The sequence below is a fragment of the Arthrobacter sp. H-02-3 genome, assembly GCF_003097355.1.
Taxonomy (GTDB): Bacteria; Actinomycetota; Actinomycetes; order Actinomycetales; family Micrococcaceae; genus Arthrobacter; species Arthrobacter humicola.
Map to the genome: position 1 here is coordinate 106410 of NZ_PYUI01000005.1, position 16012 is coordinate 122421.

General features: G+C 63.0%; 14 protein-coding genes. 7 read left to right on the top strand and 7 right to left on the bottom strand.

Annotation, left to right across the window (positions count from 1 at the left end; translation table 11 throughout):
• Nucleotides 1–55: 55 nt before the first annotated feature.
• Both C9424_RS07185 and C9424_RS07190 read right to left on the bottom strand, forming a co-directional pair.
• Nucleotides 56–820: a DUF4386 family protein gene (locus tag C9424_RS07185; protein WP_116766201.1), complete on the bottom strand. Its 765-nt coding sequence runs from the start codon at nucleotides 818–820 to the stop codon at nucleotides 56–58.
• Between the two features lie 178 nt (nucleotides 821–998).
• Nucleotides 999–1382 (bottom strand): VOC family protein, encoded by a 384-nt coding sequence (locus tag C9424_RS07190; protein WP_116766202.1) that lies wholly within the window; start codon nucleotides 1380–1382, stop codon nucleotides 999–1001.
• A 645-nt stretch (nucleotides 1383–2027) separates the two neighbouring features.
• On the opposite strand from C9424_RS07190, the gene C9424_RS21405 reads away from it, so the two are divergent.
• Nucleotides 2028–2174 (top strand): hypothetical protein, encoded by a 147-nt coding sequence (locus C9424_RS21405; RefSeq protein ID WP_161958203.1) that lies wholly within the window; start codon nucleotides 2028–2030, stop codon nucleotides 2172–2174.
• Nucleotides 2175–2322: 148 nt separating this feature from the next.
• Nucleotides 2323–4140 carry a glycoside hydrolase family 15 protein gene (locus C9424_RS07200; protein WP_116766203.1) on the top strand — a complete coding sequence of 606 codons (1818 nt, stop codon included), beginning with the start codon at nucleotides 2323–2325 and terminating at the stop codon, nucleotides 4138–4140.
• A gap of 445 nt (nucleotides 4141–4585) precedes the next feature.
• On the opposite strand, the gene C9424_RS07205 is transcribed toward C9424_RS07200, so the two are convergent.
• The 5 genes from C9424_RS07205 to glmS all read right to left on the bottom strand — a co-directional run bounded on the left by C9424_RS07205 (nucleotide 4586) and on the right by glmS (nucleotide 11240).
• Nucleotides 4586–5380: an SDR family NAD(P)-dependent oxidoreductase gene (locus C9424_RS07205; RefSeq protein WP_116766204.1), complete on the bottom strand. Its 795-nt coding sequence runs from the start codon at nucleotides 5378–5380 to the stop codon at nucleotides 4586–4588.
• Between the two features lie 51 nt (nucleotides 5381–5431).
• On the bottom strand, nucleotides 5432–6394 hold the full coding sequence (locus C9424_RS07210) for an ABC transporter permease (protein ID WP_161958204.1): 963 nt from the start codon (nucleotides 6392–6394) through the stop codon (nucleotides 5432–5434).
• Nucleotides 6395–6462: 68 nt separating this feature from the next.
• The gene (locus tag C9424_RS07215; protein ID WP_161958205.1) at nucleotides 6463–8013 is read right to left on the bottom strand and encodes a sugar ABC transporter ATP-binding protein; all 1551 of its coding nucleotides are present in this window, start codon (nucleotides 8011–8013) and stop codon (nucleotides 6463–6465) included.
• A 1-nt stretch (nucleotide 8014) separates the two neighbouring features.
• On the bottom strand, nucleotides 8015–9394 hold the full coding sequence (locus C9424_RS07220) for a substrate-binding domain-containing protein (RefSeq protein ID WP_133247489.1): 1380 nt from the start codon (nucleotides 9392–9394) through the stop codon (nucleotides 8015–8017).
• Nucleotides 9351–11240, bottom strand: a complete 1890-nt coding sequence (gene glmS, locus C9424_RS07225; RefSeq protein WP_116766208.1) for a glutamine--fructose-6-phosphate transaminase (isomerizing) — start codon at nucleotides 11238–11240, stop codon at nucleotides 9351–9353. The genes C9424_RS07220 and glmS overlap by 44 nt, the downstream gene beginning before the upstream one ends.
• A 137-nt stretch (nucleotides 11241–11377) precedes the next feature.
• Here glmS and C9424_RS07230 point away from each other — a divergent pair, with 137 nt between their 5' ends.
• Genes C9424_RS07230 through eda form a run of 5 tightly spaced genes read left to right on the top strand, consistent with a single transcriptional unit; the run spans nucleotide 11378 to nucleotide 15937 of the window.
• Nucleotides 11378–12433, top strand: coding sequence for a substrate-binding domain-containing protein (locus tag C9424_RS07230; protein ID WP_116766209.1), 1056 nt, complete (start codon nucleotides 11378–11380; stop codon nucleotides 12431–12433).
• Nucleotides 12434–12482: 49 nt separating this feature from the next.
• A complete protein-coding gene (locus tag C9424_RS07235; RefSeq protein WP_116766210.1) occupies nucleotides 12483–13538 on the top strand; it encodes an ABC transporter permease in 1056 nt (351 codons plus the stop codon).
• Nucleotides 13535–14374, top strand: a complete 840-nt coding sequence (locus C9424_RS07240; protein ID WP_116766211.1) for an ATP-binding cassette domain-containing protein — start codon at nucleotides 13535–13537, stop codon at nucleotides 14372–14374. The genes C9424_RS07235 and C9424_RS07240 overlap by 4 nt, the downstream gene beginning before the upstream one ends.
• Entirely contained in the window at nucleotides 14371–15285 is a 915-nt protein-coding gene (locus C9424_RS07245) for an MBL fold metallo-hydrolase (protein ID WP_116766212.1), read from the top strand. Before C9424_RS07240 ends, C9424_RS07245 begins: the two co-directional genes overlap by 4 nt.
• Nucleotides 15275–15937 carry a bifunctional 4-hydroxy-2-oxoglutarate aldolase/2-dehydro-3-deoxy-phosphogluconate aldolase gene (eda, locus tag C9424_RS07250; RefSeq protein ID WP_116766213.1) on the top strand — a complete coding sequence of 221 codons (663 nt, stop codon included), beginning with the start codon at nucleotides 15275–15277 and terminating at the stop codon, nucleotides 15935–15937. Before C9424_RS07245 ends, eda begins: the two co-directional genes overlap by 11 nt.
• The last annotated feature ends 75 nt before the right edge of the window (nucleotides 15938–16012 follow it).

The following is a 16012-nucleotide window of genomic DNA, read 5'->3' on the forward strand; positions in this document are numbered from 1 at the left end:
CCGGCGAACGGGCAGCTTTCCGGCGACTTCGGCCGTGAGTGGCCCGTTACCCGCGTCACATGTCCAGCGACGGCGCATCGTTGCCAAACCACGCGCTGAGCAGCAACCACACGGTCCACACCAGGATCAGGACAATGCCTGCCAGCGTGGGAATGGTGTTCGCCGGGGAGAAGCCTTCGGCCCCGATGATCCAGCCCTGGGCGAGGTACGCGAGGCCGGAGAGCGCCATGAGGTAGCCGATCAGCCGGGAGACGCGGCGTGCTCTGACAACCATGGCGCCGGTCAGCAGGAGTGCCGCGCCCAGCATGAAGCTCTGGTAGCTGCGCATGCCCCACTCCAGCCACCGGATACCCTCGGCGGTCGCGAACCGGGCAGCTTTCTCCGGTTCGGCCGCGGCAGCCCACGCGTCGACGGCATGCTTGAGGGCAACCCCGTCGACGGCTTGGAGCGAGGCATACAGTGCCAGTGCCGCGACAGCCGCCACCGCGCCGAACCGGGCCGTCCAGGCCATGGCCCCGTCCGGCGCTTTCAGGACCACCAGCAGGACCAGCAGCCCCGAGATGAGAAGCGCCATGCCGACGAACTGGCCGAGATGGACGGCCGTCCAGATGCCGCTGCGGGCGTACTCAGCGAACGTCGCAGGGTGGTCGTTCGCGCTCGCCGAATCGGCGTGGAACAGCCCGGCAACCACGGATACCACGAAACCGGCAAACGCCAAGGTGGCGGCGAGGCGCAACGAACCAGGGTGCGGTGACAGGCGCCCCGGTTCGGCCGGAGCCGCCGGAGGGCTGTGGCTGTCTTCTGTTCCGAACTTCTTCATGGGCACCGCCCGCTTCGTGCCGACGCGCAGGTGCGCGCTGTATTCGCCTAAGCGCAGGCTACGCCGGTCGCGCCCGCGATGCCACGGCTCGTTGCTTCCGCGCACTTTGCCAGCGCACAGGCCCGGAACTTCTCACCGTCGTTACTCTGGCACTCGCAAACTCGATAAGCCCGGCCTGTTAACGGCTTAGTGTGTCCTTCAACGGGATTTCCTGGATCACCCAGCGGTTGCCGTCGGGATCACTGAAATACGCGAAGGCAAACCCGCCCATGTCTTGGGCCTCACTGACGGGCGCGCCTCGTTGGAGCAGCTCGCTCCGCGTGGCAGCCATGTCCGTCACGACCAGTTGGAGACCTTCCAAGCTACCGGGAACCATGCTGGTCATCCCGGTTCCGATGACAATGGAGGCTGCCGAGCCGGGCGGGGTGAGCTGGACGACGCGCATTCCGGGTATGTGTTCGACGTCGTGATCCAGCACGAAGCCGAGCTTGTCAGTGTAAAAGGCCTTGGCCCGGTCCACGTCTGAGACGGGTACCTGGACGACCTCGAGGCGGAGTTCCATGACCGTTACCCTACGGCACAACGGGGCACCGGTGTCCAGGGCTCTTCATCGATCTTGCGGTCCCCGTTGCAGGAGTCGAAGGCTCCCACGTCCATTCCGTGCGGATCGAATCCGACGACGGCGGGGCGGCCCGCCGCCGTCCTCCGCGGGGCGCGGCTAGCCAACGTTCTGCGCGGCAAGCCGTGCTTTGATCCGCTCCGAGGCATCGAGAAGCGATGCCTCGTTGATGGAAGCGGCCGCGCCGGCGTCGTTGCCTCGCGCAGCAGTGATCAAGCCCTGCTGATACCGCCACAGGGAGTCATCCCCGGCAGTATCCAGGGAGCCCTGGGCACCGACGACCTACGCCCTTGATGACTACTCCCGCACCAAGCACGTCATGCACAACCGCGGGCGCTGACTTCAGGAAGCGACGCCTCACGGGACAGCCCAAGTCGTTGAAGACCTCCCCGGTTTCCTGCCGGGCAGGTCTTCAATGGAAAATTTCTTCCCAAAAGAATGGTTAGGCGGAAAATTCCTGCTATGATGATGAGTAGCACCACACCGACCTCACGCTCGGCGGTCAGGAAGTCTCAGGGCTGAAGGCGTCAGGATGATGCGGCCCGGGCAAAGCCTACCCGCTGGAACACCATGGAAGGGAACGACGACATGACTCGCGAAGAAGCCTTCGCACATTGCCCCTCTGACTCCTATGTGGAGTTCTACGGGAACCAATGGCTCATCATTCCGTTTGCGCGCGTCGTACAGCCGGCCTTCTTCGACTGCACCCCAGGACTTCGACTCACCCGCGCCTGAGATGCTCCCGGGAATGAAGCAAACTACTGCGTGACCTACTGCCCCTACGGCCCGATGCTCGGCACAGACGGAACAAACCCGGTGGAATTCGAGAGGCGGGCAACGGCAGGGCCTATCTGGATGCCGTCCCGTCGTGATTGAGTGAAGCATGGCCGCACCGATAGAAGATTATGCGCTGCTATCCGATCTTCACACCGGACCTCTTGTTTCCCTGCAAGGCAGCGTGGATTGGCTGTGTTTCCCTCGCTTCGACTCGCCGTCGGTGTTTGCCGCCCTACTCGGGAGCGAGGAACACGGCCGATGGCTGTTGGCGCCGAGCCCGCCAGAGGCCGTCGTGATTGATCGTCACTATGTGGACTCGACGTTCGTACTCCAGACAACGTGGCAGACCGACACCGGACGGGTGTTGGTGACGGAATTCATGCCCGTTGGTGACCGACGTTCGCGTCTTGTCCGTCGCGTGACCGGACTGAGCGGGACCGTCCTCATGCGCCAGGAGATCAGAATCCGGCCCCAATACGCCACCGTGTTGCCCTGGGTAAGCCGGGTCCTTGATAGCGCGGCGGTTCGGGGTGCGGAGATACTGCTGGCCATGTCGGGTCCGGACGCGCTCGCCTTACGGGGAGATTACCTTCCCATGGCCGAAGGTCACCGGCATGCCGGGGAGTTTACGGTTGCACAGGGGCAGACCGTGGACTTTGAACTGACATGGTTCCCCTCACACGAGGATGTGCCGCCGGCTATCGACGTCGATGCTGCCCTTGAAGTCGCGGTGGACTATTGGACCACCTGGGCCGGCAATTGCCGCGATGACGGCAAATACGGCGGGGCAGTGAAGCGATCACTGCTGGTGCTGCGTGCGCTCACGCACTATGAGACCGGCGGCATTGTCGCCGCGCCCACCACGTCCCTGCCGGAGGATTTTGGGGGTACGCGCAATTGGGACTACCGCTACTGTTGGCTGCGCGACGCGTCCTTGACGTTGGAGGCCATGTTGACGCATGGCTATGAGACAGAGGCCCTGAAGTGGCGTAACTGGCTTTTGCGGGCCCTCGCCGGCGATCCCGAGGACCTGCAAATAATGTACGGCGTGGGGGGTGAACGGGACCTGACGGAAAAGGAGCTGCCCCACCTTCCCGGATACCGGAATGCCAGGCCGGTGCGAATCGGTAACGCTGCCGTGTCCCAGTACCAGGCCGATGTGGTCGGCGAAGTGATGGTGGCTCTTGAAAGACTTCGTCTCGCCGGGGGCAAAGAGGATCATTTCTCATGGGCACTTCAGCGGGCGCTGCTCGGATCCGTGGAAAATCACCTTGAGGACAAAGACTTCGGCCTGTGGGAAGTGCGTGGGGATGCCCAATATTTCACCCACTCCAGAGTCATGATGTGGGCTGCCTTTGACAGCGGGGTGAGAGCCGTTCGCGATCACGGCTTGCCGGGTCCTGTGGAGCAATGGGAGAGACTCCGTGAGAACTTGGCCGCGGAAGTCGTCGATCTCGGATTCAACCGGGACCTCAACTCGTTCACGCAAACCTACGGCGGCCAGCAGACCGACGCCGCCCTGCTGGCCTTGCCGCAGGTTGGCTTCCTGGCCTATGACGATGAGCGCATGCTCAGCACCGTCGCCCAGCTGGAAAGGGAGCTGCTCACCGCGGGGGGACTGCTGCTGCGCTACCGCACTGAGACGGGAGTTGACGGATTGGAACCGGGTGAGCATCCATTCCTCGCGTGTTCCTTCTGGCTGGTGGAACAGTACGCTCGCTCGGGCCGCCGGACCGACGCCGGGAACCTGATGGACATGCTGGTGGGACTCTCCAACGACCTCGGCCTGCTCAGCGAAGAATACTCAATGAAGGACAATCGGATGGCGGGAAACTTTCCCCAAGCCTTCTCCCACCTGACCCTGGTGCGGGCCGCAGACGCCATGCACGGCGTCGACCGTCTAAGCCTCCAACCGAAGCATTGAACCAATGGGCAGCCCGACGCAATGCGGGGTCGTTACTGCAGGTACCTGAAGACGCCGTAACTATAGGAGACGACAGGACAGGCCCACCCGTGAGGCTTCGCGCCGAAGAATGCCCGGCTCCCGTGCCTGGAGGTGTCTCGAAAGAAGGCGCGAGAGCCGCAGCCAAGGCATAGGAGGTGGCTTCTGTGGCGCGTCCTCCAGGCCTTAGGTTTGGCCGCGAAATCCTGGGCGTCCCATTCCTTCCCGTCCAGCAAACACAATGCCCGCTTCACGGTCTTGCCTGCACGCGATTAGTTGGTGAAATGGCCCTCTTGGAACAAAGATCATGCGGCCCGCAAGTCACGACAGGAGCGGGCGTGGAGAGGGCCGGCGCTGTGCCAAGGGTTCCCTCTCCACGCCTCTGTACCTGTCGCCCTCCACAGTTGCGTTGGGCGTTCACTGCGGCTTAGAAGATCGCGCGCCGGGTGCCGCCATCAACGGACACAGCGGCACCCACAGTCGCCGAGGCCTGGGGTGAGCTGAGATAAACGACCAAGTTGGCGACTTCGTCTGTCGTGGCCGCGCGTCGCAGCAACGATGTCGGCCTGTGTTCCCGTACGAAATCATCTGTCTGTTCCTGGGCGGAGAGCTGGGAATCTCCCCCCATCTTCACGACAAATTCGGACACGCCTTCTGAGAATGTCGGTCCGGGCAGGACAGAGTTGACGGTGACGCCGGTCCCGGCAGTCAGTTCCGCCAGACCACGGGAAATGCCCAGCTGCATCGTTTTTGTTGCGCCGTAGTGCATCATCTCGGGCGGAATCTGCAACGCTGATTCGCTCGAGATGAATACAACGCGGCCCCAGCCGTCCTTCATCATTCCGGGGAGATACTGGCGGGCCGTCCGAATTCCGGTGAGGACGTTGACTTCGAAATACCGGATCCATTCGTCGTCATCGATGTCGAAGAACGACTTGGGCTCAAAGATGCCCAGATTGTTGATCAGGATGTCCACGGCAGGGAGCGCACTGAAAAGTTTGGCAGTTCCCTCCTCTGTGCAGAGGTCAACCGCAAGCGGTGTGAGTTGTCCCGGCAGGTTGAGGTTGTTTACGGTCTGGGCCGCCTTCTCCACCCGCTCCTGATTGCGACCCGTGATTGTCACGGTGGCTCCCGCTGCAGCGAGACCTTTGGCGATGGCGAGGCCTATCCCCTGGCTGGACCCTGTTACCAGAGCTTTCTTGCCCGCAAGATTGATGTTCATGTGATTCGCTTTCTCGTTGATGTGGTGGTTTCTTGGGCTTTCATGCCCGGCTTAGGTGGCCTCGCCGCGCAGGAGCCGGGTGGCGGCGACGGCGGCGATGAGGGCAGTACCGGTGAACAATGGTTCAATCCAGAACGGCGCGCCAATGAGGGCCAGTCCCGTGGTGCCCACCTGGAGAGTGATAACAGCAACAATGGTCCCCCAGACATTAAACGTTCCGGGGAGGAATGCGGTGGCGCCGAGGAAGACTGCGGCATAGGCCGGCAGCAACATCGGTGGCCCCACTGTAGGGCTGCCGCTCCCGAGGATTCCTGCCTGGATGACGCCGGCGATGCCGGCCAGGGCGCCTGCGCCGGCGAATGCGCCGATTGTGAGCCGGGGTACCGCGATCCCCGAGAGCCGTGCGGCGTCCCGTGACCCCCCAATGGCGTAAAGAAACCGCCCTGCAGGTGTCTGCGACAGTATGTACCAGAGGATCAGTCCAATGGCTGCCGCGGCGAGCACGGGAAACGGAATGCCAAGAAGGTTGCCTTGTCCCAGCGCTGTGAGCTCCTTGGGGATGTTCTCGTAAAAGACGTTGCCGAGCGTGTAGGCGCCAATCAGCCCCGTGAGGATTGTACTCATGCCGATGGTGACGATGAATGAATTGATCCCGGCCTTGCTGACCAGCAGTCCATTGATGAGGCCGACGGCGGTGCAGGCCGCAACGGCGATGATGATGGCAGGGACCGCCGGTACGCCCTGCTGGGATGTCAGGCCGGTTACGAGAATCAGTCCAAGGCCGAGGTTGGCAGCGACGGAGAGATCAAGTTCACCGACGATGAGCGGCAGGAGGAGTCCAATTGCCAGAATCGTCAGAACCGCCTGAAGATTCAGCACCGTCTTAAGATTGTCGACAGTCGCAAATGTCTCGGGGGCCGCAACGGAGAAAACGAGAATCAACAGCACCAGGAGCAGCGGCAGTGCTATCCGCGCAAAGAACAACGACAGAGGTTCGTTGGGCCGTCTGTTCATCAAACGTTTCCCGGTTTTCCGGGGGTCGCTGGTCGGTGGTGTTGCGGACGTCGGGTCTAGGGTCGAAGTCATTGTGTTGTTTCCTTAGTTCTTTCACCGTCGAAGTACATCGACTGTGTGACCTTGCCGGCGGTCAGGCCTGTGGTTGATTCGTCGGCGACGATCCGTCCGTGCCGGAGAGTGAGGATCCGATGGCTGAGGGCAATCATCTGCTCGATCTCGGAGGAGATCAACAGGACCGCGGCCCCCCGTTCCGCCGCACTGCTAATGAGGTCGAATATTTCCGCCCGCGCACCAATGTCCACTCCTTGGACAGGTTCGTCAAAGATGACAATGTCGGGATTGGTCTCTAACCATTTGGCGATGACGACTTTTTGCTGGTTTCCCCCGGAGAGCACCCGGAACAGCCTGCCGGACGAAGCCGGCCTGACGTCGTAGTCGCGGATCTGTTGCGATATCCATTGCCGTTCCGCGGCTTTGGACAGCCTGACGCCGTGCCAGAACCGGCCGATTGATGGCATTGTGAGGTTCTCTCCGACGCTCATGTCGAGCACCCCGCCGTCCCGACGCCGGTTCTCCGGGATTAGGGCAATTTTCCGCGCCACCGCATCCCGGGGCGTCCTGAACCGACACTCTTTGCCCTGGACACTGATAGTGCCGCTCACGGGTTCCTGCGCACCAAAGAGAATCCGGGCCAGTTCGCTCCGGCCTGATCCCAGCATTCCTGCGATCCCGATGATTTCTCCCGCCCCGACTTTGAACGAGACGTCCCGGAGCCGTTTTCCGGATATGCCGCGGACGTCCATGAGCTCTCGTCCGGTGGACTGTGGCCCATGTGCGCGGGTGACGGCCTCCACCTCTCGTCCAACGATCAGCCGAACGAGGCTGTCCCGGTCGGTATCGGCTATGTCGACCGTTTCCACGTTCCGGCCATCGCGCAGGATGGTCGCCCTGTCGGCAAATGCGGACAACTCTTCGAGTTTGTGGGTGACGTAGAGGACGGCCACGCCCCTGTCCACGACTCGTCGGACTGCTTTGAAGAGCAACGCGGCTTCCGAGTCGGGCAGAGCAGCCGTAGGTTCGTCGAGGACGAGGATCTTGGCCCCTTCACCGGCCGAGCTCAGCGCGCGCGCTATGGCGACAATGGTCTGTTGGGCGATCGGGAGACGGCCGACCGGCCTGTCGGGGTCAAGATCCGGGTGCCCGAGAAGCGCCAGCTCTGCGGTGGTGTTTTCTCTCATCCGGGACCACGGAATCCTTGAGAAGAGCCCAGTCCCGTATCGTCTTGAGGCTTCGAAATTCTCGGTGATGGAAAGATTCGGAATAAGGCCCAGGTCCTGGTGAACGAACACCAAACCCATGGCCGCGGCCTGGGCGGGTTCGAACGGAAGGGTGACAGGCACACCGTCCAGAGTCATTTCGGCGCCTTCGTCCGGGTGATGGAAACCGGCAAGGCACTTGATGAGCGTGGACTTTCCGCAGCCGTTCTGGCCGAGGAGTGCGTGTACTTCACCCGAGCGCAGCTCGAGGTTCACGCCGTCGAGGGCCTTTTGCCCAACGAACGTCTTGGACAGCCCCCGCACCGTGAGCACAGTGCGGGGCGAATCGGCAGTCGTCATGTCAGCTGACCTTCCACAGTCCCTTGTAAAGGCCCACCGCGTTGAAGTCTCCATCCCAGCCGCCGGAGGCCGGGGCATTCTCGGCGGTGACGAGTTTGCCAGTGACGCCCTGGTCCTGGGGCTTCTGGCCGCTGAAGATCCTGTTCAGATTGTCCACCTGGCCATAGCCGGCACGGCCGAAGGCAAATCCGATGGAGGCCGCCTGGAACCCGCCTTTGCGGATCATCTCTGTGTTGGCGACGTCCGCGTCCACGGAAATCCCGAACGCCTTCTTGGAGTCAGCCAGTCCGGCCTGCTGCAGACCCTGGGAGAAGAACAGCATGGCCGCATCGAATCCTGCAAACAGCACGTTGTATCGGGGGTTGCTGCGCGCCAACTGGGCCACCCGTCCGGGGGCCACGGTGCTGATTTCACCGGCCAGGAAAGAACTTTCCGCGACCTGCTCGCAGCCCGCTCCGGCGGCCCTGCAGTCATCGATGAACTGCTTAAGCCCGCTCACCCGGGCCTTGACGGTGTCGAATTCCGGATCCGTCAGGACGATGAATTTGGGGGCCGAGTTGAAGCGCTTACGGGCTTCGAGGAAAGCGAACTCACCGAGCAGATAGCCCGCCTTGTTGTTAGCGTCCAGGGCGGGAATCAACGACTCGTACAAATCATCCTTGTTACCGCACATGTTGCAGGTGACTGCGATGCCTGCGTCTCGCGCGGACTTGATATCTCCTTGGACTGCAGCGGCGTCGATGGACGTCAGCGCGATGGCATCGACTTTCCGCGAAACTGCACGCTGGATAGCGGCGGAGATCTTGGTGCTGTCGCTTGCGGGGTCGTCAATGGTCGCATCCCAGCCAAGGAGCCGTGAGGCTTCCTGCGTTGAACGGGCAGGTCGGGCGCACCCTTCCACGGCCATGGAACAGGGGATGATCACGATCTTCTTGGCCCCGGCGGAGAGCGATGCGCTGGCCGGGACGGGGTTGGTCGTAGGGGTCTGCGGCGCGGTTGCTGCCGCGACATCAGCGGTGACCTTGGTTGTAAACGCTGCCGAAGCGGCGGAATTCGTCTGTGATGTCTGACTGGATTGCGCGGACCCGCAGGCGGTGGTCAGCAGCATGAGACAGGCAAGCAAGGCCACGGCCGCGCTCCCCCGTTTGTGGTTTCTCCGTTGAAACATGTTGGGCCTCTCTGAATGCCATTGCAGTGGCTGGCGGCAGTATTTCGGTGGCCGGGACCAGTTGGGGACGCAATGGGTCTTGCCCTCATTGGCAATAGCATCAAGGTAGCAGGAATTTCCCACCATAACTAGATATTTGGTAGGAATTTCTACACCTTGGCCATGCGTGTCATTCCACAGTGACGGACTTCGCGAGATTTCGGGGCTGATCAATGTCCAGCCCCTTGGCGCCGGCCAGGCTGGCTGCAAAGAGCTGCAGCGGGATGGCGGTCAGCAGGGGCGCCAGCAGGGGGCTGGACGCCGGCACGGTCAGCAACGCATCCGCCGTTGTCGCGGCATCACCCTCTTCTGCTATGGCGATGACTCGCCCCCCGCGAGCCTTGATTTCTTGGATTGTGGACATCATCTTCGCGTGCAAGACCGGGCTCGCGGCCGGCGAAGGCACGATGACCATGACAGCCTGGCCCGGCTCGATGAGGGCAATCGGGCCATGCTTGAGCTCGCCGGCGGCGAAGCCTTCGGCGTGGATGTAGGCCAGCTCCTTGAGCTTCAGAGCCCCTTCCATGGCAACCGGGTGCCCGACATGCCTACCGATGAAGAGTACTGCTGTCACGTCGGCCATTGATGCGGCGAGAGCCTCGATTTGGCCTGCGCCTTCCAGCACACTCTGGACCTTCCCCGGCATGCCGGCCAGTTCCCGTGCCGCGGCTGAGATTTCCGTCGGGTCGCCGGAGCCCCGCATCTGGGCGAGATATAAGGCGAGCAGCAGTGTAGCTGTCACTTGGGTCAGGAACGCCTTTGTCGAGGCTACAGCCACCTCGGGTCCTGCGTGCGTGTAGAGCACCCCGTCGGCTTCACGGGGAATAGTGGCGCCGACGGTGTTGCAGATCGCGAGGACCGTCGCACCCTGTTCCCGCGCGTATCGAACGGCCATCAGGGTGTCCATCGTTTCGCCTGATTGCGAGATGGCAATCACGAGCGTGCGGTCGTCAACCAGTGGGCTCCGGTAGCGGAACTCGTGCGCCAGATCGACTTCAACGGGTATGCGGCACCAGCGTTCGATCGCGTATTTGGCAATTTGGCCCCCGTAGGAGGCGGTGCCGCAGGCCACGATGACGATCTTTTGAATCCCCGCCAGTGCTTTGTCGCTGATTCCAAGCTCCCCCAGCGAAACTGCTCCGTCCGAGCCAAGCCTGCCACTGAGGGTGCGGCGGACGGCCTCGGGTTGCTCGTGGATCTCCTTGGCCATGAACGAAGAGTGGCCATCTTTGGTGGCTGCGGCGGCCTCCCATTCGACGGTGAATTCGGTCCCCGCAGCGGGTCGGCCGCTGAAGTCGGTGATGGCTACCGCATCCGCCGTGAGGCTGACAACCTGGTCCTGCCCGAGTTCGACGGCGCGGCGCGTGAAATCGATGAATCCAGAGACGTCCGATCCCAGGAAATTCTCACCGTCACCAAGGCCTACCACGAGAGGGGAATCCCGGCGGGCAGCCACGATGAGGCCCGGGTGGTCGGCATGCACCGCAAGGATAGTGAAGGACCCCTCCAGCTCCTGGCATGTCCGGCGCATCGCAGCGGCAAGAGTGTCGCCGCCGGCCCGATCCCCATCCAGGCTGCGGTAGTTATCCGCCAGAAGGGCCGCCGCAACCTCGGAATCGGTCTCCGAACGGAACACGAGGCCCCGGGCTACCAGCCGGCTCCGCAAAAGTGAATCGTTCTCGATGATCCCGTTATGTATGACGGCGAGCCGGCCATCGTCAGCCAGATGCGGGTGGGCGTTTACATCGGTCGGGGCCCCGTGCGTCGCCCAACGGGTGTGCCCGATGCCTACCGTTGCTGCCGGCAGGGGCTCCGTTTCCACGAGTGCCGCGAGGTTCGCCAGCTTTCCGGCCTTCTTGCGCACATGAACGCTCCCCCCGGCCAGGACCGCGACTCCTGCGGAGTCGTACCCCCTGTATTCCAGGCGTCGAAGGCCCTCGAGGACCACACTTACCGCCAAGCTCGTCACCCCGGCCTCAGCCGATCCCACCCTGCCTGCATATCCCACAATTCCACACATGAGAACGACCCTACGCGAGGTTGGAACTTTCTGCCAAAAACTATTGCGCGGTTGAAAATTACTGCTAATGTAGTGACCAACAGCACCCCGAAGTTCAGAGCGGCGACGCTCGTGGACGCGAGAAAGGCTCTTGAAGAATGTTGACCCGTACACAAAGGCGTGCATCGAAGATCAAAACCGCGACGGCCATCTTGATCGCGGCCGGACTCGCCATCGGAGCTTCAGGATGTTCCGGAGCCTCAGGCAGTTCCAAACCGCTCGTCGGGCTCATCACCAAAACCGACGACAACCCGTACTACGTCAAGATGCGCGAAGGCGCCCAGCAGAAGGCAGCGGAACTCGGCTTCGAGCTGCAGGCGCTGTCCGGCCAGGGCCAGAGTGACAATGACTCCCAGGTCAAAGCGGTTGAAAATCTGATCGCCCGGGGAGCGAAGGGCATCATGATCGCCCCCTCCGACTCTGAAGCCATCCTTCCCGCCATCAAGAAGGCACGCGACGCCGGCGTCTTTGTCGCCGTGCTGGATTCCCCCACCAATCCGGCCTCGGCGGCCGACGCAACCTACGCCACGGACAATTTCCAGGCCGGAGTACTCATCGGGAAGTGGGCCGCCACCCAGTTCAGCGGCAAACAGGCCCGCATCGCCATGCTGGACCTGAGCCCCGCCCAGGTCGCCGTCGACGTCCAAAGAGACCAGGGATTCCTCCAGGGGTTCGGCATCGACGTCGCCGACAAGTCCAAAATCGGCGACGAGTCAGACTCCCGCATCGTCGGCCACGAAGTCACCAACGCCAACGAAGCTGGCGGCCGGACCGCCATGGAGAAGCTCCTCCAGCGCGACCGGAGCATCAACCTCGTCTACACCATCAACGAGCCGGCCGCGGCTGGCGCGTTCGAATCCATCAAGGCCGCCGGCCTCGAGAACAAAGTGACAGTGGTCTCCATCGACGGCGGCTGTCCCGGAGTCAAGGATGTCAAAGCCGGAGCCATCGGAGCCACGTCAATGCAGTTTCCCCTGAAGATGGCCGGTGACGCACTTCAGGCCATCAGCGCCTACATCAAGGACGGCACCAGGCCTGCAACCAGCCAGGGCCTGGACTTCACCAACACGGGCGTGACGCTCATCAGCGACAAGCCCGCCGCCGGAGTCGACTCCAAGGACACAGCCTGGGGTCTGGCGAACTGCTGGGGATGAGCCCCGCTCCCCCGGGACACCACCTCTTTGAACAGCGAAGGTACACACAATGAAGTCCGTATCATCACCGCCAACCGCGCCGGCACCCCCGCGCCGGGTCGGGGAACGCCTCGTCGACCAGCCGCAAGTCCCGCTCCTGGGCCGCATCCAGCGGGCCATGCACGCCCACCCACTGCTCGGGCCGACTGCCGTGCTGATCCTCGCCTGCATCTTCTTCACCATCGCGGTCGGACCCCGCTTCATCGAACCCCTGAACATCTCCCTGATCCTGCAACAGGTCCAGATCATCGGCATGGTCGGCATCGCACAGACCCTGATCATCCTGACCGGAGGCATTGACCTGTCCGTGGCAGCAGCCATGGTCTTCAGCACCGTGATCGCCGGCAAGCTGGCCGCCGAAGCGGGCACTCCCCCGCTGCTGGCGCTGCTCGTTGCCCTGCTGACCGGTGCAGTGTGCGGATCCCTCAACGGCGCCCTGGTCACCCGGTTCCGGGTACCGCCCTTCATCGCGACCCTCGGCACCCTCAGCATCTTTACCGCCCTTAACCTCTATGTCTCCGGCAGCCAGACGATCAAGGCAAATGCACTGCCTGACCTGCTCCTGTGGCCCGGCCAGACGTTTCGTGTTCTGGGGGCACCGGTAACGTTTGGCTCGATCCTCGTCCTGGCAGCCTTCATCGTCGTCAGCTACATCCTCCGGCGCACCGCCTGGGGCGAACACATCTACGCCGTCGGAGACAACGCCGAAGGGGCGCGCCTGAGCGGTATCCGCACCAGCAGGGTGCTCATGAGCGTCTACATCGTCGCCGGCGTCATCTGCGCCATTGCCGGATGGCTTCTCATCGGGCGCGTCGGCTCCGTCAGCCCGTTCTCCGGAGAAGGCGTAAACCTTGCCAGCATCACAGCCGTCGTCATCGGAGGCACCAGTCTCTTCGGCGGCCGCGGACACGTGCTCGGCACACTGCTAGGCGCCCTGATCATCGGGGTGTTCAGCAACGGTCTGACACTCACAGGCGTGGACGTGCTCTGGCAGGTCTTCACCACAGGCGTCCTGGTCATCGTGGCCGTCGGCCTGGACCAGTGGACACGAAAGGTCGCAGGATGACAACGACAAGCAACCCGGCCCGGACCCGGCAGATCACGCCAATCCTCTCCGCCCGGAACCTGGTCAAACGCTACGGGCACGTCACCGCACTTGCCGGAGCGGACCTGACCCTGTACCCCGGAGAAGTCCTCGCCGTGATCGGAGACAACGGCGCCGGGAAATCATCCCTCATCAAATGCCTGTCCGGCGCAGTGGTGCCCGACGAAGGAGAAATCAGGGTCAAAGGAAAACCCGAACGGTTCCGCACCCCGCTTGATGCCAGGTCAGCAGGAATCGAAACCGTCTACCAGCACCTTGCTTTGGCCCCAGCCCGGGACATAGCGGCCAATGTCTTCCTGGGCCGGGAGCTCCGCAAGCCGGGACCCCTTGGATGGGGACTGCGGATGCTGGACCGCAAGGCCATGCGCCAGGAAACGGCGAAGATCCTCGGCGACCTCGGTCTGTTGACGATCCAGAACATCGGCCAGGCCGTGGAAACACTATCGGGCGGTCAACGCCAGGGCGTCGCCGTCGCTCGCGCAGCAGCGTTCGGAAGCCGCGTCATCATCATGGATGAACCCACAGCCGCGCTGGGCGTGAAGGAATCAGCCAAAGTCCTCAACCTCATAGCCGAGATCAGAGACCGGGGAATTCCAGTCATCCTCATCAGCCACGACATGCCGCACGTCTTCGAAGTAGCCGACAGAATCCACATCCAGAGGCTCGGCCGGCGGATCGCTTGCGTGCAGAAGACCGAGATCACGATGAACGACGCCGTCTCCCTCATGACCGGAGCCCAGACACCCCCGGAAGACCATGATCCCGAAACCATCCCCGAGCGGCTGGTGAGGCAATGAATTCCCAGCCCATCATTCGCACCCTGGCAGACGGACCCGGTCTGGGCTACCTCACCAAGGCAGCCACACCATCCGAGGACATCAAATTCTGGTGGCTGGGCCAGGCGGGATTTGCACTCGAACATGTCGGACGCAGGGTACTTCTGGACCCCTACCTCTCGGACAGCCTCGCCACCAAGTACGCCGGCACCATATTCCCCCACACCCGTCTCCACCCAGTGCCCGTGGACCCCTCAGAAATCCAAGGGGTCAGCGCAGTACTTCACAGCCACGCCCACACGGACCACCTGGACCCGGCTACCGTGCAGGCGCTCCAGACGCGGAACAGCCCCCGGTTCATTGCCCCGAGGGCGCGTGCCCAGATCGCCCTGGACCGCCACGTCCCGGCCAGCTCATTCACACCGGTCACGGCCGGTGACCGGGTCGAACTGGCCCCGGACATCACGGTCACCGCAGTTCCCGCCGCACACGAAACACTCGAAACCGACGAGCACGGGGACTCGGTGTTCCTGGGCTACGTCATCGACATCGCCGGATTCCGGATCTACCACTCAGGCGACTGCGTCCCCTACGAAGGCCAGTCCCAACTGCTCCGTCAGCACGGCGTGGATCTGGCATTGCTGCCCATCAACGGCCGCGACAGCCACCGGCTGACAAACGGCGTACCCGGAAACTTCACGGTTGAAGAAGCCATCGGGCTGTGTTCGGCAGCGCGCATACCCGCCATGGTGGGGCACCACTTCGGACTCTTCGACTTCAACACCATCAACCCCGACGATGCCGCCGCCGAATTTGCCCGCACTGCGGGAGATCTTCAGTGGACGGTCCCGACCGTCGGACGACCCTACAGCGTCACCGTACCCAGGACAGACGCTGTCCTGCAGGAAGAGAGCATCAGTCATGAACGCTGAGGATCTGGAAGATACGCTTCGCCGGCTCGCCATTGTCCCCGTCATTGAGATCGAATATGCCGACGACGCTATCCCGCTCGGCCGGACGCTGGTCGAAGCCGGTCTTCCCATCGCGGAAGTCACCTTCAGAACGGATGCGGCCGCCGAAGCAATTGCCCGCATGGTCGAGAACGTCCCCGGGCTTCTGGTGGGAGCCGGCACCGTACTGTCCGAAGAGGACGTGGACGCCGCCGCAGACGCCGGCGCGCACTTCATCGTCTCTCCCGGCCTCAACGCCGCCGTCGTCCGGCGCGCCCGGGAACGTTTCGTGCCGATCATTCCCGGCGTCACATCGCCGACGGAAATTGAGGCAGCCAGGTCCCTTGGGCTGCGACTGCTGAAACTCTTCCCGGCCGAGGCCATAGGAGGCATCCGGCTGGTCCGGGCGCTCAGCGCACCATACCCGGACGTGTCCTTCATGCCGACCGGAGGAATCACGCCCGAGACGGTCACAGCCTGGCTGGGACAGCCTTCCGTCGTCGCGTGTGGCGGCTCCTGGATCGCGACCCGCGACGCCGTCGCAGGCCGTCGCTGGGAAGAAATACGCACCAACGCCGCGCAGGCTGCCGAACTCGCCGCCGACGCGATCCGATCCCACGCGGCATCATCGTAACGGCCGCCGCGTCCCGCCGGGTCACGGCCCTACCCCAACACTTTTCTGCAAGTTCCATCATCCAAGAGGAGAAAA

Coding starts and splice junctions, on each gene's coding strand:
- C9424_RS07240 (WP_116766211.1), top strand. CDS start 13,535: ATGACAACGACAAGCAACCCGGCCCGGACCCGGCAGATCACGCCAATC.
- C9424_RS07185 (WP_116766201.1), bottom strand. CDS start 820: ATGAAGAAGTTCGGAACAGAAGACAGCCACAGCCCTCCGGCGGCTCCG.
- C9424_RS07190 (WP_116766202.1), bottom strand. CDS start 1,382: ATGGAACTCCGCCTCGAGGTCGTCCAGGTACCCGTCTCAGACGTGGAC.
- C9424_RS07205 (WP_116766204.1), bottom strand. CDS start 5,380: ATGAACATCAATCTTGCGGGCAAGAAAGCTCTGGTAACAGGGTCCAGC.
- glmS (WP_116766208.1), bottom strand. CDS start 11,240: ATGTGTGGAATTGTGGGATATGCAGGCAGGGTGGGATCGGCTGAGGCC.
- C9424_RS07235 (WP_116766210.1), top strand. CDS start 12,483: ATGAAGTCCGTATCATCACCGCCAACCGCGCCGGCACCCCCGCGCCGG.
- eda (WP_116766213.1), top strand. CDS start 15,275: ATGAACGCTGAGGATCTGGAAGATACGCTTCGCCGGCTCGCCATTGTC.
- C9424_RS07200 (WP_116766203.1), top strand. CDS start 2,323: ATGGCCGCACCGATAGAAGATTATGCGCTGCTATCCGATCTTCACACC.
- C9424_RS21405 (WP_161958203.1), top strand. CDS start 2,028: ATGACTCGCGAAGAAGCCTTCGCACATTGCCCCTCTGACTCCTATGTG.
- C9424_RS07210 (WP_161958204.1), bottom strand. CDS start 6,394: ATGAACAGACGGCCCAACGAACCTCTGTCGTTGTTCTTTGCGCGGATA.
- C9424_RS07245 (WP_116766212.1), top strand. CDS start 14,371: ATGAATTCCCAGCCCATCATTCGCACCCTGGCAGACGGACCCGGTCTG.
- C9424_RS07215 (WP_161958205.1), bottom strand. CDS start 8,013: ATGACGACTGCCGATTCGCCCCGCACTGTGCTCACGGTGCGGGGGCTG.
- C9424_RS07230 (WP_116766209.1), top strand. CDS start 11,378: ATGTTGACCCGTACACAAAGGCGTGCATCGAAGATCAAAACCGCGACG.